17 protein-coding genes and 1 pseudogene are annotated in these 20180 nt (G+C 44.1%); 6 read left to right on the top strand and 12 right to left on the bottom strand.

Annotation, left to right across the window (positions count from 1 at the left end; translation table 11 throughout):
• Nucleotides 1–113: 113 nt before the first annotated feature.
• The 4 genes from OJ16_RS04240 to OJ16_RS04225 all read right to left on the bottom strand — a co-directional run bounded on the left by OJ16_RS04240 (nucleotide 114) and on the right by OJ16_RS04225 (nucleotide 5351).
• Nucleotides 114–2102: an ATP-binding protein gene (locus tag OJ16_RS04240; RefSeq protein ID WP_040987763.1), complete on the bottom strand. Its 1989-nt coding sequence runs from the start codon at nucleotides 2100–2102 to the stop codon at nucleotides 114–116.
• A 971-nt stretch (nucleotides 2103–3073) separates the two neighbouring features.
• Nucleotides 3074–3820 carry a hypothetical protein gene (locus OJ16_RS04235; protein WP_040987761.1) on the bottom strand — a complete coding sequence of 249 codons (747 nt, stop codon included), beginning with the start codon at nucleotides 3818–3820 and terminating at the stop codon, nucleotides 3074–3076.
• A complete protein-coding gene (locus tag OJ16_RS04230) occupies nucleotides 3820–4266 on the bottom strand; it encodes a hypothetical protein (RefSeq protein WP_040987759.1) in 447 nt (148 codons plus the stop codon). Before OJ16_RS04230 ends, OJ16_RS04235 begins: the two co-directional genes overlap by 1 nt.
• A 17-nt stretch (nucleotides 4267–4283) precedes the next feature.
• Complete coding sequence (locus OJ16_RS04225; RefSeq protein WP_040987757.1) at nucleotides 4284–5351, bottom strand: hypothetical protein; 1068 nt, start codon at nucleotides 5349–5351, stop codon at nucleotides 4284–4286.
• A 548-nt stretch (nucleotides 5352–5899) separates the two neighbouring features.
• On the opposite strand from OJ16_RS04225, the pseudogene OJ16_RS19715 reads away from it, so the two are divergent.
• A pseudogene (locus OJ16_RS19715) lies at nucleotides 5900–6037 on the top strand (thioredoxin-dependent thiol peroxidase); the annotation flags it as partial.
• Nucleotides 6038–6139: 102 nt separating this feature from the next.
• On the opposite strand, the gene OJ16_RS04220 reads toward OJ16_RS19715, so the two are convergent.
• The 3 genes from OJ16_RS04220 to OJ16_RS04210 all read right to left on the bottom strand — a co-directional run bounded on the left by OJ16_RS04220 (nucleotide 6140) and on the right by OJ16_RS04210 (nucleotide 9523).
• Complete coding sequence (locus OJ16_RS04220) at nucleotides 6140–8011, bottom strand: methyl-accepting chemotaxis protein (protein WP_040987754.1); 1872 nt, start codon at nucleotides 8009–8011, stop codon at nucleotides 6140–6142.
• Nucleotides 8012–8214: 203 nt separating this feature from the next.
• A complete protein-coding gene (locus OJ16_RS04215; protein WP_040987752.1) occupies nucleotides 8215–9279 on the bottom strand; it encodes an AI-2E family transporter in 1065 nt (354 codons plus the stop codon).
• 1 nt (nucleotide 9280) lies between these two features.
• On the bottom strand, nucleotides 9281–9523 hold the full coding sequence (locus tag OJ16_RS04210; RefSeq protein ID WP_408063498.1) for a sulfurtransferase TusA family protein: 243 nt from the start codon (nucleotides 9521–9523) through the stop codon (nucleotides 9281–9283).
• A 231-nt stretch (nucleotides 9524–9754) separates the two neighbouring features.
• Between OJ16_RS04210 and bepA the strand changes: the two genes are divergently transcribed.
• The 4 genes from bepA to OJ16_RS04190 are packed head-to-tail and all read left to right on the top strand — an operon-like array spanning nucleotide 9755 to nucleotide 12597.
• Nucleotides 9755–11212, top strand: a complete 1458-nt coding sequence (gene bepA / locus OJ16_RS04205; protein WP_040987750.1) for a beta-barrel assembly-enhancing protease — start codon at nucleotides 9755–9757, stop codon at nucleotides 11210–11212.
• Between the two features lie 13 nt (nucleotides 11213–11225).
• Entirely contained in the window at nucleotides 11226–11570 is a 345-nt protein-coding gene (gene arsC / locus OJ16_RS04200; protein WP_040987748.1) for an arsenate reductase (glutaredoxin), read from the top strand.
• Nucleotides 11567–12136: an NAD(P)H:quinone oxidoreductase gene (gene wrbA, locus OJ16_RS04195; protein WP_040987746.1), complete on the top strand. Its 570-nt coding sequence runs from the start codon at nucleotides 11567–11569 to the stop codon at nucleotides 12134–12136. Before arsC ends, wrbA begins: the two co-directional genes overlap by 4 nt.
• 11 nt (nucleotides 12137–12147) lie before the next feature.
• Complete coding sequence (locus OJ16_RS04190) at nucleotides 12148–12597, top strand: DUF2069 domain-containing protein (RefSeq protein ID WP_372153967.1); 450 nt, start codon at nucleotides 12148–12150, stop codon at nucleotides 12595–12597.
• A 62-nt stretch (nucleotides 12598–12659) separates the two neighbouring features.
• Here OJ16_RS04190 and OJ16_RS04185 read toward each other — a convergent pair whose 3' ends face one another.
• On the bottom strand, nucleotides 12660–13964 hold the full coding sequence (locus tag OJ16_RS04185) for a DUF2066 domain-containing protein (RefSeq protein ID WP_040987742.1): 1305 nt from the start codon (nucleotides 13962–13964) through the stop codon (nucleotides 12660–12662).
• Nucleotides 13965–14308: 344 nt separating this feature from the next.
• Between OJ16_RS04185 and OJ16_RS04180 the strand changes: the two genes are divergently transcribed.
• Nucleotides 14309–15556, top strand: a complete 1248-nt coding sequence (locus OJ16_RS04180; RefSeq protein WP_040987740.1) for a uracil-xanthine permease family protein — start codon at nucleotides 14309–14311, stop codon at nucleotides 15554–15556.
• A 152-nt stretch (nucleotides 15557–15708) separates the two neighbouring features.
• On the opposite strand, the gene ybaK is transcribed toward OJ16_RS04180, so the two are convergent.
• The 4 genes from ybaK to OJ16_RS04160 form a co-directional block, all read right to left on the bottom strand.
• The gene (ybaK, locus tag OJ16_RS04175) at nucleotides 15709–16182 is read right to left on the bottom strand and encodes a Cys-tRNA(Pro) deacylase (protein ID WP_040987739.1); all 474 of its coding nucleotides are present in this window, start codon (nucleotides 16180–16182) and stop codon (nucleotides 15709–15711) included.
• Nucleotides 16183–16426: 244 nt separating this feature from the next.
• Nucleotides 16427–18088 (bottom strand): bifunctional UDP-sugar hydrolase/5'-nucleotidase UshA, encoded by a 1662-nt coding sequence (gene ushA, locus OJ16_RS04170; protein ID WP_040987737.1) that lies wholly within the window; start codon nucleotides 18086–18088, stop codon nucleotides 16427–16429.
• Nucleotides 18089–18471: 383 nt separating this feature from the next.
• A complete protein-coding gene (gene kdsA, locus OJ16_RS04165; RefSeq protein ID WP_040987735.1) occupies nucleotides 18472–19323 on the bottom strand; it encodes a 3-deoxy-8-phosphooctulonate synthase in 852 nt (283 codons plus the stop codon).
• A 47-nt stretch (nucleotides 19324–19370) separates the two neighbouring features.
• Nucleotides 19371–20180 (bottom strand): SirB1 family protein, encoded by an 810-nt coding sequence (locus OJ16_RS04160; RefSeq protein ID WP_040987733.1) that lies wholly within the window; start codon nucleotides 20178–20180, stop codon nucleotides 19371–19373.

Below are 20180 nucleotides of genomic sequence, written 5' to 3'. Positions count from 1 at the left end.
GGCGTCCAAGTTAAGTTTGGTGGAGCGTCACTCACAACTTAAGCGGGCGTTAGTATTCAATAACAAACTATGCGAATTAAATGAAAAGCCCCCGAACTTTGGGGGCGAGTGTATTAGTCGGTCAGTAGTTCTTTATCTAAAATGATACTCTCGGTGTATTCGGAGTAATTTTCTTGCAAGTACTGTAAGCCATCAGTTGTTTTCACATCTAAGTCCAGATGAGAGCGTACAAACTCTAATCTATGTTTACATTCCTTTATTAATTGCCCCCAAGTTTTGATTTGGATCGTTACATTATCGGTTTGATAAATGATGCCTTGCCCAGTTTTGTCTTGCTTAGCTCTATTATCTGCAAAGGCGTCGGTGTCGTTTGATACAATCCAAAAATTCCATCTGACATCTAGTTTGTTAAAGCGTTCGTCAGCAGCAACGGCAAATGCGTAAGATTCAATTTGTTGTATCTCTTTTGCGCCTATAGCAACTTTAGGTGCTTTGAGTTCAATTACCAAATGCTCTAATTGTTCAGCATGATTTTGTGGCACTGATTGCGTGAGCATCAGATCTACGATTCCTCGGGAAGAATCAATTCGAGTCACTGGTTTGTTTGGTATGAGGTCAACATTTTGCGCTTTAAGGTGTTTTTTTAGTACTTCAGTCAATGATTGGTCATTTACTGATAAAGCAAAAGCATCACCGAATATCCATGTGTTTTCAGCTAAAATCTTATGTAATTGACTACGCTCTTTCAGTACTTTTTTCTTTTCTGGGTCAAAGACAATATGCTCTAAACCAGCAATGAACTTTAGTCGGTCAGATATAATCTTAGAAGCATTAATTATTGAAGTTAAGCTAACATCTTGTAAGAGTTCAGCTAGTTCCTTCTGCTTTTTAACTGTCAAGTTTAGTACTTCTTCAAAAATCAGCTGTAGATCATTTGGATTAGAAGTCACGATTTGTTTTAACAGCCTAAATTGGAGCTTTTTAACTTTTACTGGTGCTTTTTCGAAATCTGGCAGTTCTTGACTAATATTAATAGCCAATACATCAAATATTTGTCTTTCCGCTTCATCTATCGTATTGAGAGTCTTTCCGCTGTATGGGTAAATATCTTCATCTTTCCACTTTTGTATAATGTTCGCGGACTTGGCAATACGTCTTAAATAAAGGTGGTTTTTCAATGATGCAAGAGCATCATCAATTGGCTTCGACAAGGTTGGCTCAAGTGAGCCTAGTTCTAGAACACCCTTACTTGATAATTTGCTAATATGGTCGGAAATTAAGTAAGCGGTGTAATTGAAGTCACTTGTTCCCCGAATCGTTTTATCGTAGGAGTGTAACGGAAAACCGTTACTGTCACAGAAATGAAGTTCATTCTTGGTATCACATTTCCACTCGATTACTTTTAGCGAGTATGCGTAAGACTCTTCTTCAAAAATGACAGATGGTAAATCGATAGTATCTTCGTGTTCTACGTATTCTGCGGGGTCAATTTTTTTATCATTGACATATAGGCTTATCGTTGGGTATTTAGCTAAGTAAATAGCAAATGCGCAAGAGATATAATTGATCAAGCCATTTTCAGAAACTTTTAGTCCTTTAGGGGTTAACTCCGAAATTGTTACTGTGGTTCCTGTGTGGCGTAGTTCATCTTTTGGCGAACCATCGTTTAGGGTAAAGTTACCTATCTCTTCCGATTTTCCAGTTATGACAAGCGATTGTAGTTGTTGTTGACTTTCTTCAAGGTAAACGGTGTTCCAGTCAATGATACGACCAAGTGAAAACGGCTTAAATCTTCCTTGTCCTTCTTGCCCGTGTAAGAATCTTCCTTTCTTTGTTTTTTGAGCAAATTTTTTCCACGAACCACCAAGTTTACTAAAGTGTTTATCAGCAACTTTGTTTGAAATTCCTATACCATCATCAATGACTTGCAGTTTATCCCACCCGCCCATGATAGCGTCTTCACAAAGCCTAACTTTAACAGTACTAGCATCTGCATCGAGAGAGTTCCAAACGAGTTCAGAAATTGCGGTGTAAGCCCCACTATTTGAGACTTTGTTGAGGAAATCGTTTTCCACCTCAACTTTAAGTATCCGAGTTGCCATGACGTTCAAAGCCTATTTATTATTTTTAAGGTATCACTCTACCACTAAGTGCATATAAAAATAGTTACTTAGAGCAGTTTTGTGCTTGTGTACAAGAATACTAACAAAGCATCGTAAACCGTTATTCGATGCAATAGAGCAAGCTATTTCATTAAAAGTGCATAGCACGATTCTTACATGCTCTGAGGAGTGAGAATCTGAGTTTGTTGAACGGTCAAAGCACTTCCTCTGGAAAGGTCTAACTCTCTAAAATCTGAATAGCCCCCGACTTGATAGACTTGCTTCAGTTAGACTCGTTTACTTGGTTTTTACCCAATTCAACTTATCTGAAGTGCACGGTTTTGACCACCAACTCTAACTCGTTTATGTCCAAAGATTTGTTTCAACGCATTCGTTCTAGCGGCAGCTTGGCTGATTTTGCTATACTGAAACTAATCTAATCTCCTGACAGGTTGTATGTGATGAGCAAGAAAAAGTTGACCGAAAAAGAGCTTAAACAGGAAGCTTCTGAGTTGAGTCAGTCGAGCAAGCAGCTTAGACTATTGACTCTTTTTTTGTTCGTGCCTGTCACTGCGATTGCAGTCATTTACCTCTTGTTTTCTTAGTCTGATCCAATAGGGCAACAGCCTTTGGTAAAATCAGTCTGAAGCACTTTTGCCCCAAAATCAGTCAGAGTATACACTCAATCATATTTTATTGGCGTGCGTTTGACCTATCAAAAGTTATCCGAATGCAGCACATCCAGAAACGCCCTCTCGCAGAGCAATCTAATTTCTGAGTTCGAGGATTTGTGAGGTATTCTAATAGCTCTGGAGCTCGAGATGTACTGATTCAGACCTGAGACTACATCACCGTATCGAGATGCGAATTGATGTCTTTTGGTGAGTTGGTTTTGTTACGTTTAAAGTCGGAGTATCCCATGTGATCACCTTTATTTAAGGAGTATCACATGGGATTTCGTAAGTACAACTCTATTTACGTTGAGATTTAGACTTAGTGGCTAATTCAGCTCTAATTTTTGTTTCAAGCCTCTTTCTTTTGTCTTCTGCCGCTTTAGCAAGTTTAGCTTTCGTGGGTCCGTGGTATAAGTCGACACAGTAATGGTTTACAGAAAAATCAGCACCCATGCCACCGTTAAGCTTGTGTTCGGTCGCAAATCTTAAGCCATCTGAAGTTTTATTATTAACAGCAATGCTCTTAGCTACTAATCCTGTTTCCCATTCACTCATCGCATACGATGCGCCATTCTGAAGCTTCGAGTAGAAAATCATACCACCCTTGCAATTATTAGCTCCACCCATTGCGTAGCTACCAAGCAATTGATCCTCTAACCCACCATAAACATAATCAAAACCATTCCAAAGCTTTGCTTCCATCACCCATTTGTACAAATCACCGCTGGAACCTGTTACTTCGATATAAATATCACAATGACCACCATTTTGAGCATCATGATGCACCGATGGATATTTTTGTTTGAGTTGGACGATAAGATGTTCGGTTATAGCATCTTCACCTTTCTCATAATGGTGTTGTCTACCTGACTCGGTGATACTGATTATTTTGTTCAAATCTTTGTCAATTTGGCTGACAAACGCATCATATGATAATGGTCTCTGACGTGCTAACTGTTCCATGATATCAGGACATGCAGAAAAAATATCCTGCATACTATAGCCTGCAGCTTGTGCCATGCTGTCAATTGGAGAAACTGTCATTATTGATGCCCCACTACTTCTTGGGACAACGAATTAGTTGGTACTTGAAGTCTGTTCACGAAGTATGGAAACACTCTGGAGTTTAGCTCCTCCAATTTGAGTGTATTCCCATCATCGTCAATATACCGTTGCTCGTTCAACGCCATCATATACGTATGCTGATCTAACTCTTCAATCACATTCGTGATACTGTCATCGTACAATTTATATCTGACTTCTAGAGCATCAAAAGGATTGGCCGTCAGGGCATATGCAGCCTGAATCAACTCACCATCACCAGAGGGAGCACGATTTAATGCTGCTCGTAACCCTCCAATAGTCAGATTGTTTTGTCGAGGATTTTGCTCCAAATAAGAAGCGATGGCGTCACAAACAGCATAGATTGGTGACTGCGTTGTCGACACCAACTCGGCTAACAGTGCTCTGATCTGAGTTACGTTGCTCATGACAAACCTTAAAATATCTATGGAAGGTGCAACAGCACTTTCTCGATAGCGAAATTGAAATCATCTAATCTTGACGATTTATTAACTGAGAAATCAGTTAGTGGTTGCGATGTATCAAGCATCTTTGGATGCCCCATCAACCCAACTTCAATGTCAATCTTACGTGTTGTATTTGCTACTGGGAATTCCCATTTTTTGGTTACAGCAAATTTAGCATGCACATAACCAGCTGTTTCACCTGTATTGTGGTAGCTATCTTGCTTCAAGCACTTTTGGCTACCCTTTAATGGAATTCGAACTGGGTTAGAGTCCGTTGTAACATGTCCAACTTTCGTTATGTAACCATCAGCAGCATCATACATAGGACCGATAGCGTGGAACACGTTGATTGGGTCACCATGGTCAACGTTATTCGCCATCAAAAACTGACGCATGATAAACAGTTGCGTTTGACAGGCGGTTCTTGACATCGAAGCTCTATCTACAGATAAGATTAGTCTCGATTGATTCTCACTCCAGTAAATCACATGAAAGAGTTGAGTTCTCACTCTGCGTTTCATCATAAATGTTGTATCAGCATTCTGGAGTTGAATACCACTTGCAGATAAGTGTGATGCTGGTACAGGTTCTTCAATCTCTCGGTCTGTGATTACAGATGCAACAATTCGCTTATATGTTTCACCGCCAAAAGAAACACTATCCCTCAATACTGGATAAACTCTGCTAGTTTGCAAGCTATTTAATAGTGAAACATTTTCAACTGGGAATGGAAACGCATCAATAATTGACTGCTCTGTAGTGAGCGGCAATGTTGCGAACAGTGAGTTAAGAGCGATCTTGTCAGCTTGCTCAGTCACATTAAAGAGCTCAACCTGTCTCGTATCAAGTTGAAGCGCCAATAAGCCAAGCTCATTGAGCTTATTCTGCAGATCCGTACTTGTACCAACAGCATTTAGAACATCCCTTTTGAAATCATCTTTTGACCTAGCAACTGTATCGATCACCTGCTTAACCTGACTTTTAGTAAAGTGAAAGTTAAAACGGTCTAGCAACTTGTTGATTTGATGCTCGTAAGATGTTGGCATAAATTCCCTTAAACAATATGACTGGTTATTACGTTTTCAATCATATCATGCACATAGCTGAGTATCATTTGATATCGATTAATTTAGTGAAATCTAGTTTCATATGGAGAAATAAAATGCAATTACTCAACAATGTTGCTATTGGATATTGACACGACACAATGATGCTTGCTGTATAGCCCCCCGATTTTATAAACTGTAACAAGCTAAATCTTACCAAACTCAACTAATCCGAACCGCATAGTTTAGCGTGCAAACTCTAACTTGCTTTTGTCCAAAAGTGAGTTATAGGTGTGATCATCAAGCGTGTGATCACCAAGCGATTCTGTCATATATACTAGTAGCTCCACGTCATAGCTTACCTAAGATTTTTATGACAGGCTTCACTTGGAAAATCGGTAAATAGAGCCAAATTTACAAAAAATTATGACAACTGCTATATTTGTAGTTGAACAAGAGAAAATATTAATCTAAACCACTATTAAAAAAAGATTTTTCATAAATTTGTCAAAGTTGTCGTCTTAGATTATTTCCAAGGGTGTGACCATATGGGCAAAACGTACGATGGCCTGCATCGCATCAGTTTCTTGATTGACGAACAAGGCATGATTGAGCATGTGTTTAATAAGTTTAAGACCAAAGATCACCATGAAGTGGTGCTGGACTACTTAAATCAAGCTCAGTAAGACTTCGGTAAAATACCGTCAAAGAAAAACAAAAACGCCAGCTTGCATGCTGGCGTTTTTCATTCATAAAACCGGTTATCTAAGTTGCAATCGCAGCGATCGTTAAACCACAAACTTATTCAGCAATTCATCTTGCTGACGAACATGACTAATCTGCTCATTCATCGCTTGCGTTGATTGAATCGCCGCATCAGAAACTTGTGTCGAGAAATCTTTAATACGCACGGTATTACTGTTGATCTCTTCGGCGACTAAGCTCTGCTCTTCTGCCGCAGAAGCAATCTGGATATTCATATCCGTGATACTTTGAATGATATTGCGAATATCTTGCAGTGAGTGATCCGCTTGCAGAGCATGGGCAACCGCGATATCAGCCGTTGCTTTGCTCTCGTTCATCGCACTCGACACAGAGCTTGCGCCCGCTTGAAGCTGCTCAATCATACTGCGAATTTCTGTCGTCGATTGCTGTGTACGCTGCGCAAGTGTGCGCACTTCATCAGCAACAACCGCAAAACCACGACCTGACTCACCCGCACGTGCCGCTTCAATCGCCGCATTCAACGCCAACAAGTTGGTTTGATCGGCAATATCGTTGATGACCTTCAGGATGGTCTCAATATTCGACGTCGCGGACTCAAGTCCAGCGACCTCTTCTACCGCTTGATCGACACGCAGTGAAAGCTGACTAATGGCATTTGTCGTATCGCTGACCACTTGAGAACCCATTGTACTCGCATGTTCGGCTTGTTTTACGGCTTCTGATGCGCTTTGAGCGTTGCTGGCAACTTCCATTGCCGTCACAGACATCTCATGCATCGCCGTGGCAAGTTGTTCCAGCTCTTCAAGTTGGCTTGCGACCGCGAATGATGCTTGCTGCGCACCAACCACCGATTGCTCGGAGCCCGATAAGATTTCGGCACTGATCGCTTTCGACTGAATCATTTGCTGCTGCAAATTCTCGGTAAAGGTATTGAAGCCTAGCGCTAATTCGGCGAACTCGGTATCGGTATTGGTATCAAGTCGTCGCGTGAGATCACCTTGACCGCTCGCCGCGTCTTGAATCGCGGCATTCAATGCAGCAAGAGGACGCATAAGCACTTTGATCAGCACGGATAGAACCAACACGCTCAATAGCAGCGCGATGATGGTATAAATCATTGAACCGGTACGCATATCATCAATCGTCGAAAACGCGACTGATTCATCCAGCAATGCACCAACATACCAACCTTCTGAGCCCACTTTAGTAAATCGAACAAGGTAAGATTTACCATCACGCTCAAATTGTTGGGTTCCCTCTTGAATTCGAACCTGTGGTAAGTAATTCGCAAGCGGATCGCCATTGCGATTGGTGTCTGGGTGCGCAATCGTGGTGCCGTCTTGAGTCACAATAAATAAGTAACCCGCATCAAACAAATCGGTTTGATTCACAAGATCGGCAAGGGCATCGAGCTCCACATCGTAAAACAAGCTGCCGACAAATTGACCCGCAGAACGAACAGGTGCACCGATAGAAATGATGACTTTTTTGGTGGTAGGATCAACGTAAGGCTCTGTCACCACGATGTCGCCACGGTTTTTAGCTTGGATGTACCAAGGACGAGTGCGGGGCTCATAGCTCGACTCCACGTCCCAAGCATCGTCATTTTCAACCACGAAACCATCCGCTTCGTAGCCAAATCCAACGGTGATAAAGGTGTTTTTAATTACCGGTGTTTCTAAAATATCAGCCACATAAAGACGATCGTTCGGATTCAGCTGCACTACTTGTGAGATAGACTTGGCTAATGTGCGTTTCGCATCCATCTCTGCACTCACGGCAGTGCTCACACCTTGCTCTAGCTCTGTTAGGCTGGTATCAATTAACGTTTCAACTTCCTGCTTTACCAATATAGATTGTTGAAATGATAGCAACACTAGCGTAACTAGGAGCAATGCCGATGATGCTGCTACTATTTTCTGGCTAAATCGCATACTTCCTCTTATTTAATCAACTTTATTACTGTTAGCTATATCGACAAAATAGCCAAAAAGTTTAATTTAATTCTTACATTTTCTTACATTCGCAAGAGCATGAATATAAGAGGTTGATTAATAATAAAAAAAGCCAAACACCGCTGTGCTTGGCTTTTCTGATTCATTCGCAATCTTGTCAGAATTATCTGACGACTGGCTGGCTAGCTTGCCTCTTGCTCTTCTGGTCCGGGTAATGCGTTCCACACCGCCTTAACTAACGTGCCGAGCGGGATGGCAAAGAAGACCCCCCAAAAACCCCATAAGCCACCAAAGACTAAAACCGCCACAATGATCGCCACAGGATGAAGATTCACCGCTTCAGAAAAAAGCACCGGAACCAATACGTTGCCATCAAGTGCTTGAATGATGCCATAAGCCACCAGCAAGTAGTAAAACTCTGGAGATAGCCCCCACTGGAACAAACCCACAATCGCAACTGGCACCGTCACAGCCGCCGCGCCGATATAAGGGATGAGCACAGAAAAGCCCACCGCCACCGCCAATAATACGGAATAACGGAGATCGAGAATGGCAAAAGTGACGTAGCTGACACTCCCCACAATCAAAATTTCCATCACTTTACCGCGGATATAGTTTGAGATTTGCTCGTTCATCTCATCCCACACCTTGGTCGCTAATTTGCGATTACGCGGCAACATACCACTCGCCATCGCAATCATTTCTTGTTTATCTTTAAGCAAGAAGAACACTAATAGCGGCACTAAAATTAAGTAAACAGCCAATGTTGCAATGCTAATCAGAGAAGCAAGTGAGCCTTTAACAACACTCTCACCGACACTAATCACTTGGTTTTTGGCATTGCTTGCTAACGATTCAACAATTTGGAAATTCGCTAACTCTGGGTATTTGACCGGTAACTCCGCGATAAAACTCTGTAAGCCCGCATACATGTTCGGGATATCGTTGATCAAATTGCCGACTTGCTGCCAGATGGTTGGGACGAGACCGAAAATGGCCACAATAGCTAACGCGAAAAAAGAGACGATCACGAGGATAACCGCAAGGGTTCTTGGGATCCCGAGTCGAGAAAGGTGTGTGACTGGCCACTCAAGTAAGTAAGCAAGCACGATCGCCACGAGTAGAGGCGCGATTAAATTACCAAAGAAGTAAATGATAATAAAACCGAAAAATAAAATCGCCACTAAGCTAACGGCATGCGGATCAGAAAAACGTCGCTTATACCAACGACTCACCATTTCTAACATCTCATTCGGTTCCTTTCTTCACGTTCAATAAATAAGAATGACAAAGCTCAACACAGTCGACCTGAAAATCATACTGGTTAAGAAAGCGGACAATGTCTGATTTGGAACTGTGATCTTTTACCAAGATAGTACAGAGTTCACCCTCCACCATGTCCGCAACGTGTCGCTTGGCAAGTAACAGCGCTAAAGGGCAACGTTGATCACGCAAATCTAAATCGACTAATGGCATCAGCTCAGCAAACAATCCGTTATCGGTGGGTTATTGTATACTCAACACCATGAAATTGCTCGCCAAGACACGGAATGAGCTTAAAATCGTCATACATCGCGAGGGAAGGCAGAAATATCAGATAACTTTATTTGCTTTGAAACCCTCACAACAATAAAGTGTCTATAGCGTTATAGAAGTGACTCTTTGGCTGTCGTTTATTTCATTGAACAGCCGATTATCAAAAGGGAATATGACCTGTCTAATATGTTAAAACGTACTCGATCTTTACTCGCTTTGAGTTTGGCGGTAGCCCTCACCACATCGTCACTACCAGCCATGGCGAACAGTCTTAACTTACCGGATATCGGCACCGCAGCCAGCGGTACGCTGACTATCGACCAAGAATTAGTGTACGGCGATGCTTATATGCGCATGCTGCGCAATCAAGCGCCGATCGTCAATGACCCCGTTTTGAACGAGTATATTGATTCGCTCGGTCATCGCTTAGTCGCGAACGCTGATGATGTAAAAACGCCCTTCACTTTCTTTATGATTCGTGACCGCAACATCAACGCCTTTGCGTTTTTTGGTGGCTATGTGGCGTTGCATTCTGGCTTATTTTTACACGCACAGAGTGAAAGTGAACTGGCTTCCGTTGTGGCGCACGAAATTGCGCACGTCACGCAACGACATCTCGCTCGCAGTATGGAGGAGCAAGCTCGTCGCTCTCCGGCCACGATTGCCGCACTCGCGGGCTCATTGCTATTAGCGATTGCATCGCCAGAAGCCGGGATGGCAGCCATCACCGCCGCCACCGCTGGCAATATGCAGGGGCAAATAAACTACACGCGAAGCAATGAGAAAGAAGCGGACCGCTTTGGTATCGCAACCCTTTCTAAAGCGGGGTTTGATGTGAATGCGATGCCGAAGTTTTTTACTCGCTTAGCCGATGAATATCGCTATGCCAGCACACCGCCACCGATGCTATTAACGCACCCATTGCCAGCCGACCGTATTACAGACACCCGTGTCAGAGCGCAAAATTATCCGCAAACACGAGTGCCGGAATCTGTTGATTACCACCTTGCAAAAGCTCGAATTGTCGCCCGTTATGCCAATATTAAAGCCGCTTCTGCGCTTGATTGGTTTAACCGCACAGAGAAAAAATCATCACCGGCGTTAAAACCGACCTTCCAGTATGGTCGAGCGTTAGTGCACTTGGATAATCGAGAGTTCGACCAAGCCAAAACGATCTTGCTCGACCTATACCAACAAGATAAAAACAACCTCTTTTACCTCGATGCGCTCTCGGATCTTTACATCGGTTTAAAGATGCCTGAAAAAGCCTCTGAAATGCTGGAAAAAGCGTTGAAATCGACACCCAAAAACCCAGTGTTGATGATCAACTATGGCAACACATTGTTAGCTCAAGAGAAATACGAGCAAGCCACCCGCGTATTACAACGCTATAGCCATGATTTTCCTAACGACGTTAATGGCTGGCACTTACTGTCTGAGGCCTACACAAAGCTAGGCCAGAGCGATGAAGAATTAGCCGCTCGTGCCGAAATTTTAGCGCTCAGAGCCAACTGGAACAAAGCGATTCAATACTACACACAAGCCAGCCAACTGGCAGAGTTAGGTAGTTTAAAACAAGCCCGATACGACGCACGCATTGATCAACTCATGGTTCAGCGTGACCGTTTCATGGCATTACAATAAATCGGAGAAATGTATGTCAGTCGTGATTTATCACAACCCTCGCTGCTCAAAAAGCCGCCAAACATTAGAGCTGTTAGAACAAAATAATGTTCAGCCTGAAGTGATTAAATACTTAGATACGCCACTCAGTGTAGAAGCGCTAAAAACCCTTTACGCTCAGCTTGAAGTCACCCATGTCCGTGACATGATGCGTACAAAAGAAGATGTCTATAAAGAACTTGCTCTTGCTGACGCTAACGATGAACAACTGTTTATCGCCATGGCAGAGAATCCAAAGCTCATCGAACGTCCAATCGTGGTTGCGAACGGCAAAGCCAGACATGGTCGCCCACCAGAGCAAGTACTCACCATTCTATGAGTTGCCAACTGATCGTCCTTTACTATAGTCGCCATGGTGCAACAAAAGCATTGGCACGTCAGATCGCAAGAGGAATCGAATCGGTTCCTCATTGCGAGGCGCTGCTGCGTACGGTTGAAGAGATTACCTCACACGAGCACCAAGGCCATGATCCGATCATCACACTTGAAGAGCTTAAGCGTTGTGATGGCCTTGCGATGGGCAGCCCCGTTTGGTTTGGTAATATGGCCGCGCCGCTAAAACATTTCTGGGATCAAACCTCTGCGCTCTGGATGAGTGGCGCATTGATTGATAAACCCGCCTGTGTTTTTACCTCTTCTTCCAGTCTCCATGGCGGGCAAGAAACCACGCTACAAAGTATGAAACTGCCGTTATTTCACCATGGTATGTTGGTGATGGGCATTCCTTACTCTGAGCCAACACTGCACACCACCACAAGTGGTGGTACCCCTTACGGGGCAACACACGTCGGCCACGATAAAGGACTCAGCCACGAAGAAATCGAATTAGCACAAAACTTAGGAAAACGACTGGCCAAGACGGCCGTTAAACTGCTCAAGGAGTGATGATGTCTGAAATGCAAACGGAAGATCGAACCGATCATTTGCTAAAAGAATTGCAGCCAACCACCAAAACCTACCGCTTTTTGGCATTGTCCGCCAATCTTGGCTTATTGGCTTGGGTCGCGATTTGGCAGATATTCCTATCACCCCACCCGCACATCAATAGCACAACGCTTGCCATCGCTTGGTGCATACCGCTGCTGCTGCCATTACCCGGAATTTTAGCCGGTAAACCGTACACGCATGCGTGGGCAAACTTTATTTTGATGTTCTATTTCTTACATGCATTGACCATCCTCTACCTTGATGGTGGCGAACGATGGCTTGCACTCGTAGAATTGCTGCTCGCCAGCGGGGCATTTGTCGGGAATATTCTCTATGCTCGAGCTCGAGGAAAAGAGTTAGGTTTAAAATTAAAGCGCTTGTCCGAAGTAGAAAAACAAGAAAAATCGACATACGAATAGCGCTTAATTGACCGCTTTCACGCAACCAATAAAAAAGCTTCGCAATGCGAAGCTTTTTTTATTTATACATTATCGACATCGATGCCTTCGAGTGGAGCCTCTAATTGAGTCTCTTCTTCTTCAGGAACTGGGACTGCGTAATGCCCTCCCTGCCACTCAAACATCAAAATAGATTCTGACGGCGGGGTCACCTGAGTGGATTCTATAATGGCCGGCAGTGTTTGTTCGGCCGTTGCCACAACAGGCTCTATCACGGTCTGCTGCTCTTGGGTTAATACTGGCTCTGCACTCACCAACGACTCTTGTGTCACGTCTGTGCTTGGTTGAGGTTGTAACTCAGTCGCTTCGGCGGTAGCCACGCTGTCCGTTAATTCAACCACCGCCGGTAACGGCAACACTTCACGCATGCGTGATACTTCCTGCTCAAACGCTTGAGGAGACGTCAGTAAATGGACTAGGAACGTCACTTCTTTACCTTGGATTTTCAATATATCCAAAGAGGCGACCGAACTTAGTTGCTGCAGTTTGCGTTCAAGTACAAAGAAATCAGTCGCATTATCCAACGATGTAAAACGTACTTTCACCGATTCAGATGACTCACTGGCCACAATAACCGCGCTTTGCTGTGCGTAATAATCACTGATTTGGTTGATCATGCTATCAGCGGCATCCACACCCTCATTGCTACCATTCATCGGCGCTTGACGCGTCACGCCAATGGTTTCTGGCGTTTGGTCATACAATGTCCAACGTAAGTTATCACCTTGAGCGCGAACCACCAGTACAGCATCGGCAGGATATCGCTGGCTAGCTTGACCCACAGGTTGGGCAAAACCACCCCAAAGATCAGACACCGTTAATCCAGTGACATCATCAAAATCGCCCACGGGAACGGTAAGAGGTAAGCCACGACTTTGCGCTTCTTGCTTCATCTGGTCCAAAACCGCTGAATCAGAATGCTCCCAAATGATGTTGCGCTCTGATTGATCCTCTTCAACTAACCATACTAGGATATTGGCACGCTGTGCTGGCCAAATTGGAAGCTGAGCTTGGCTAAGCAACGTTTTGATTTGAGGCGCACTGAACAGCATTTTCACGGTAGGCTGCTCAGCAATCTGACCATGGCTAATTTGAGCCAGATATTGAGAGTTTTGTGATAACGCTTTTTGTACGACTGGATTCTCCGCCGCACTTTGATCACCTGAAGTTCGAACGATGACCTCTGTCATGCCCTCAATACGTGCTTGCGCATCAGGTTTTTCAGCACTCTGATCCAACACAATTTCAGTATGATATAAATCGACATTCGTTAATGCCATTGCGGGAAAGGCAATCAATCCCAATGCGAACACAACTAAACCACGCATAATTTTCCTAGAATCAGTTACAGCAGCTCAAACGTCGATGATAAGCAACTTCCTAAATAGGAGCAACTAACATACTGTCAATTTGCGGTCTATTTATGTCCAGCGCTGTACGCGACTTCTATGGGGTGAATTCAACCGCGACATGAGGTCTGGCTGGCAAGATGTGCAGGCTATTGATAGTTTGGTATTTATTTACTAAGTCGCCCCACATTTGATCCAATTCAAATTGCAATCGTTTACAAGGGTGATAGAATCCTGCGAATTTTATTTTGCATCCTTACTTCGCTGATCGTTCTACCGAAATAACGCAAAATTGGGATACATTGCACCTAAAGGAATAAAAAATGAAAAATGCCATTCAAGGCGCACAGATGCTATTTGTTGCATTTGGTGCCCTAGTTCTGGTTCCGTTGCTGACGGGATTAGATCCTAGTGTTGCTCTCTTCGGTGCTGGTATCGGTACCTTGATTTTCCAAGTTGTTACCCGTCGTTCTGTTCCTATCTTCCTTGCTTCTTCTTTCGCTTTTATCGCTCCTATTTTATACGGTGTTCAATCTTGGGGTATTCCTGCCACCATGGGCGGTTTAATGGTCGCTGGTCTCGTGTATGTGGCATTAGGTGCGCTGATTAAAGTTCGTGGCGTTGGCATTGTTCACAAACTCCTTCCACCAGTCGTGGTTGGCCCCGTTATCATGGTGATTGGTCTTGGCCTCGCGCCTAATGCTGTCAACATGGCACTGGGTCGTGGTGGTGATGGCGCGCAAATCATCGATGCGGATGTCGCACTGATCATTTCAGCCGCGTCACTGATCACAACCATCGCCATCAGCGTATTCAGCCGCGGATTCCTAAAACTCATGCCGATTCTTGGTGGTATTATTGTCGGTTACGCTTTGAGCTTGTTTTACGGTATCGTTGATTTCACGCCCGTTCATCAAGCGGCGTGGTTCGCATTGCCTGCATTTGTAATGCCGGAGTTCAACATCAACGCGATTCTCTTTATGATCCCAGTGGCGATCGCACCTGCGGTTGAGCACGTTGGCGACATGCTGGCAATTTCAAACGTAACGGGTAAAGATTACCTGAAAAAACCAGGTCTACACCGCACTATCGCGGGTGACGGCCTTGCGACCATCGCAGCATCAATGGTTGGCGCGCCGCCAAACACGACCTACTCAGAAGTGACTGGCGCAGTTATGCTGACGAAGTCATTCAACCCAGTGATCATGACTTGGACGGCGATCACGGCGATCACATTATCACTTGTGGGCAAACTTGGTGCGGTACTACAAACGATTCCAATGCCCGTGATGGGCGGTATCATGATTCTACTGTTCGGCTCAATCGCAACAGTGGGCTTGAATACACTAATCAAGAATAACGTTGATCTACACAAGTCTCGCAACCTAGTGATCGTTGCTATCACGTTGGTATTTGGTATCGGCGGCATGGCATTTGGTATTGGTGACTTCAGCCTACAAGGCATCAGCCTGTGTGGTATCGTCGCAATCTTACTAAACCTTGTTCTGCCAAAAGATCTCGGTGAAAACCACGTTGTGGATAATGCTCAGATGGAAAACAACTCAAAGTAACACTGTCGTTGAGAGTTGATTTAAACCATAGCATCTCAACGAATTTCCATTAAAAAAGGCTGACGTTATTCTGCGTCAGCCTTTTTATTTCGCATTTTGAATGATGAGGAGTCGCGTTCTTCCGTGCTTAACCCTCTATCTTCATTGTGTTTTTATAAACACAACTCAACAAACTCACCGCGAGTCAGCAGGGCTAAATCCTTCGGTGCTAATTCAATTTCCAATCCTCGGCGGCCCGCACTGACAAACATGGTCTCGAGTTCCAGAGCACTGTGATGAATGAAGGTCGGTAATGCTTTTTTTTGCCCTAGAGGGCTAATACCACCAAGCACATAGCCCGTCGTCTTTTGCGCTATCTCAGGGTTGGCCATGTCAGCTTTCTTCGCCTTTGCCGCTTTCGCCGCTAACTTCAAATTCAGCTTTTGTTCTACCGGTATCACTGCCACCGCTAAATTCTTTGCTTCGCCGTTAAGACAAAACAGCAAGGTTTTAAACACTTCTTTCGGATCGTTACCGAGCGCTTCTACCGCTTCCAAACCAAAGCTCTCCGCTCGCGGATCATGTTCATACTGATGAATGGTATGCGGAATTTTTTTCTTTTTCGCCATATTAATTGCAGGTGTCATGGTCGTTCCTAACACTGATCAGGATAAACCACTGCTTATCGCGCCAAGGCACGATTGGCAATAACTTATAGTGATAAGTGGCATTAATAGTTAAAGGGGATTTTATCGCGCTGACGATTAATGAAAGCCGTAAGCACAAGCATAAATAGCAACGATCGCCACGATAAAAAACGGCGCTCTATGAGCGCCGTTTTAGTTAAATCGATCGGCTATAAACAGTCAATAACCGTTTCGCAGAAACGCATTATTTGTAAACAATCTCGCCTTTAGGCGCGAACTTGTTAACGTCTACAGGGCTGTTTGCTTCTAGGAATTCTTTTAGAACTTCTGCATCAACAAAACCTGTGTTTACGTAACCTGGGTGATCAGACACTTTCGGGTAACCATCACCGCCTGCTGCGTTGTAGCTTGGTACGGTGAAACGGTATGTTTCTTCTAGGTCAACCGCTTTACCGCCCAATTTCACGTCAGAAATTTTGCCGTCAGCGACTGTCATTGATACGCCGTAGAACTGTACGTATGCACCTGAATCCACTGGCTTAGTACCTACTACGCTTAGGTAATCCAGTACTTCTTTGCCTGACATATCGATGTAAGTCACGATGTTGCCAAATGGCTGAACCGTTAGTACGTCTTTGTAAGTCACGTTGCCCGCAGCAATAGAATCACGTACACCACCAGAGTTCATTACTGCGAAGTCTGCTTGTGCGCGTTCCATGTGAGAAGCGGCAATTAAACGGCCTAGGTTAGTTTGCTCAAAACGCACAACGTTACGGTCGCCTTCAAGCTTACCGTTTGTTTCTGCAATCTTAACGTTTAGCTTGTCTTGACCTTGCTCTTGGTAAGGACGTAGGAATTCAAGCAGCGCAGCATCTTTCGTGATTTCATCTTCAATGAACACACGCTTGCTCTCACCATCAACCTTGATTTTCTTCTTCAGGTTAACTGGGATCAAATCGTAGCTCACCATGTTCAATTCACCGTTACGGAACTCATAGTCAGCACGGCCAACGTATTTGCCCCATTCGTGTGCTTGAACAATGTAAGTGCCATTTTGTACGTCAGGCTTACATTCGTCAGACGGTTGGAAGTTTTTCTTCATGACATTTGGTGCTTCCATACACACTGGTTCTTGTGAGTGACCACCCACAATCATGTCTAGCGAACCTTCATCAAGGTAGCGAGCCAGTGCCACGTCACCCGGAGCATTAATACCACGGTTACCATCTTCGTAGTGACCCATGTGTGTCACAGCGAAGATTAGATCCGGTTTTTCGGTTTGCTCAAGTTCAGCGATCAGCGCTTTCGCTTCTGCTTTAGGGTCACGGAACTCAAGACCACCGATGTATTCTGGGTTACCAATTTTTTGCGTGTCTTCCGTTGTTAAACCGATTACCGCAATTTTGATACCTTGCTTGTTAAACATCTCGTAAGCCTGGAACATACGTTCGCCAGTCTTTTTATCGTAGATGTTGGCAGAAAGCATTGGGAAATTAGCCCACTCTTCCTGTTTGAAAAGCACTTCTAATGGGTTGTCAAACTCATGGTTACCCAATGCCATTGCATCGTAACCAATTTTGTTCATGCCTTTGAAGTCAGGTTCTGCATCTTGCAAATCAGACTCTGGAACACCTGTGTTGATATCGCCACCAGAAAGTAGCAATACGCTACCGCCGTCAGCTTGAACATCTGCACGTAGCTGGTCAATCAACGTTTTGCGAGCAGCCATACCGTACTCGCCATATTTGTTCTCCCAAAAACGACCATGGTTGTCGTTAGTGTGTAGAACGGTCAATTTATACGTTTTATCCGCTTCCCACTCTTGTTGAGGAGCGGTTGCACAACCCGCTAGCGTTGCAAGAATCGCTGCACTTAGTGCTGTTTTTACAATCAGGCGTTGCTTCATTGTCATACCTTTGAACTAATTAGAACCCACTGCCAATTTGCTACCATTAAGATTATGCATAGTGTTTAACACTGCATATTTTAGGATTATCGGTAGCAAAACTTGATATAGTTTAAATTAACCGTTCAAAGTAAACATGCCATTTTCATATTTATGCCAGAGCGATCACTATTATTTGACGTAAAAAGTGCAATATCGACAGTTGCTTACATCCGATTGAATAAATGATCACAGGCAAACGTTTAACCGATAACCCGCCTAACTTTTTTGACATATTTCTCTGTTGATATTTCCACCAGCGCATCGATTAAAATACATACGCCTTGCTAATTTGAGCAAAAAAAAACTGCCGTTTGGCAGTTTTTTTACATCACTATTAATGATTATTTGATGTCGATGTTTGCGAAACTCTTAATCAAATCATCCAGATCTTTCATCTGTTTTAGGAACGGCTCTAGTTTGTCGAGTGGCAACGCTGATGGGCCATCACAACGCGCTTGATCAGGGTTTGGATGCGCCTCGATAAATAGACCCGCAATACCCGTCGCCAAGCCCGCTTTCGCCAGTTCAACCGTTTGCTCACGACGACCACCAGAAGCTGCGCCAGACGGGTCACGCATTTGTAGTGAGTGCGTAACATCAAAGATGATTGGGCTGCCGTTAGACGCCTTTTTCATTACGCCAAAGCCAAGCATATCAACCACTAGGTTGTCGTAACCCATGCATGAACCACGTTCACACAGGATAATCTTGTCGTTACCGCATTCAGCAAACTTATCAACGATGTTACCCACTTGATTTGGGCTCATAAATTGAGGTTTCTTAACGTTGATAACCGCACCCGTTTTCGCCATTGCTTCAACCAAATCGGTTTGACGCGCAAGGAAAGCCGGTAGCTGAATAACATCAACCACATCGGCAACAGGCTGTGCTTGTGCTTCTGTGTGTACGTCTGTAATGATTTTTACGCCGAAGGTATCTTTTAACTCTTGGAAGATCTTCATACCTTCTTCTAGGCCTGGGCCACGGTATGAATGAACAGAGCTACGGTTTGCTTTGTCAAAAGACGCTTTAAAAACGTAAGGAATGCCTAACTTATCCGTCACTTTTACGTAGTGCTCACAAATCTGCATCGCAAGATCGCGAGACTCTAGAACATTCATACCAGCAAACAAAGTAAACGGCTTGTCGTTAGCAACAGGAATATCACCAACGCGAACGATTTTCTGTTCCATTTTTTTCTCTCTATTTCAACGTTTGACGCCAGCCTTAATGGCTGGACTTAATGTAAGGTAACTTGAGTTTGGCTCATCGCCTGCACCTGATTTTTCAGCAGATCAGCAGCAGGATCATCAGGGCACTGGTCAATAAAATATTGATAATCAGACAAGGCCATTTTATGACAGTCTAGCTGTTGATAGATAAAGCCGCGATCGCGAATTTCATACGGGTCATCGGGAACAAAGCCCAATGCCAGATCGGTACAATGCAAAGCTAAGGCATACTGCTCTTCACGCAGTAGCGCACTTTTAATCAACGCTAACCAACGACCAATAATGGTCGGGTGATCGGCCGTCTCAAGATGTTTCGACTCTAATTGTACAAATGGGCCACGGTGACCTACCAGCCATGCTCGCAGCGTGTGTTGAGACACGTACTCACCGTTAAACGGATTCACATACAATGGTGCTTGATCTGGCCATTCGACGCTTAATAGAAATTGAGTTGGAAACGTAATCCCATTGATCGGAAAGCCGAGCTTTTTACCGATATAGAGCATCACCGCACCTAAACTGACGGGAATGCCCTTACGTCGCTCTAAGACCTTATCGACAAAAGCATTGGCCGAATCAAAATAAGCCTCCACATCGCCTTGAAAGCCCCAATCGAAATAAAATAAACGTAAGAACGATTCAAATCGTTGCTGCTCATTACTTTCATGGACTAAAGCGAGTTCGGCCTCTTCAACCAGACGCTGCAGTTCTACTTTTACCCAATCGACTTGGGTTTCTGGGTTAATCGCCTGATTCAGTACCAAGGCACCTTCGATCAGTTCCAGCGCGTCAAAGTCTTCATCAAACAATGGTTGCAT

The organism is Vibrio renipiscarius (assembly GCF_000827885.1).
Classification (GTDB): domain Bacteria; phylum Pseudomonadota; class Gammaproteobacteria; order Enterobacterales; family Vibrionaceae; genus Vibrio; species Vibrio renipiscarius.
The sequence above is the reverse complement of the archived record's forward strand: the minus strand, read 5'-3'. Positions and strand labels throughout refer to the sequence as shown.

What these genes read in the sequence shown, in the direction of transcription:
- bepA (WP_040987750.1), top strand. Translation starts at nt 9,755, where the DNA reads ATGTTAAAACGTACTCGATCTTTACTCGCTTTGAGTTTGGCGGTAGCC.
- arsC (WP_040987748.1), top strand. Translation starts at nt 11,226, where the DNA reads ATGTCAGTCGTGATTTATCACAACCCTCGCTGCTCAAAAAGCCGCCAA.
- OJ16_RS04240 (WP_040987763.1), bottom strand. Translation starts at nt 2,102, where the DNA reads ATGGCAACTCGGATACTTAAAGTTGAGGTGGAAAACGATTTCCTCAAC.
- OJ16_RS04220 (WP_040987754.1), bottom strand. Translation starts at nt 8,011, where the DNA reads ATGCGATTTAGCCAGAAAATAGTAGCAGCATCATCGGCATTGCTCCTA.
- OJ16_RS04230 (WP_040987759.1), bottom strand. Translation starts at nt 4,266, where the DNA reads ATGAGCAACGTAACTCAGATCAGAGCACTGTTAGCCGAGTTGGTGTCG.
- OJ16_RS04190 (WP_372153967.1), top strand. Translation starts at nt 12,148, where the DNA reads ATGCAAACGGAAGATCGAACCGATCATTTGCTAAAAGAATTGCAGCCA.
- ushA (WP_040987737.1), bottom strand. Translation starts at nt 18,088, where the DNA reads ATGAAGCAACGCCTGATTGTAAAAACAGCACTAAGTGCAGCGATTCTT.
- OJ16_RS04160 (WP_040987733.1), bottom strand. Translation starts at nt 20,180, where the DNA reads ATGCAACCATTGTTTGATGAAGACTTTGACGCGCTGGAACTGATCGAA.
- OJ16_RS04215 (WP_040987752.1), bottom strand. Translation starts at nt 9,279, where the DNA reads ATGTTAGAAATGGTGAGTCGTTGGTATAAGCGACGTTTTTCTGATCCG.
- OJ16_RS04225 (WP_040987757.1), bottom strand. Translation starts at nt 5,351, where the DNA reads ATGCCAACATCTTACGAGCATCAAATCAACAAGTTGCTAGACCGTTTT.
- OJ16_RS04180 (WP_040987740.1), top strand. Translation starts at nt 14,309, where the DNA reads ATGAAAAATGCCATTCAAGGCGCACAGATGCTATTTGTTGCATTTGGT.
- OJ16_RS04235 (WP_040987761.1), bottom strand. Translation starts at nt 3,820, where the DNA reads ATGACAGTTTCTCCAATTGACAGCATGGCACAAGCTGCAGGCTATAGT.
- wrbA (WP_040987746.1), top strand. Translation starts at nt 11,567, where the DNA reads ATGAGTTGCCAACTGATCGTCCTTTACTATAGTCGCCATGGTGCAACA.
- ybaK (WP_040987739.1), bottom strand. Translation starts at nt 16,182, where the DNA reads ATGACACCTGCAATTAATATGGCGAAAAAGAAAAAAATTCCGCATACC.
- OJ16_RS04185 (WP_040987742.1), bottom strand. Translation starts at nt 13,964, where the DNA reads ATGCGTGGTTTAGTTGTGTTCGCATTGGGATTGATTGCCTTTCCCGCA.
- kdsA (WP_040987735.1), bottom strand. Translation starts at nt 19,323, where the DNA reads ATGGAACAGAAAATCGTTCGCGTTGGTGATATTCCTGTTGCTAACGAC.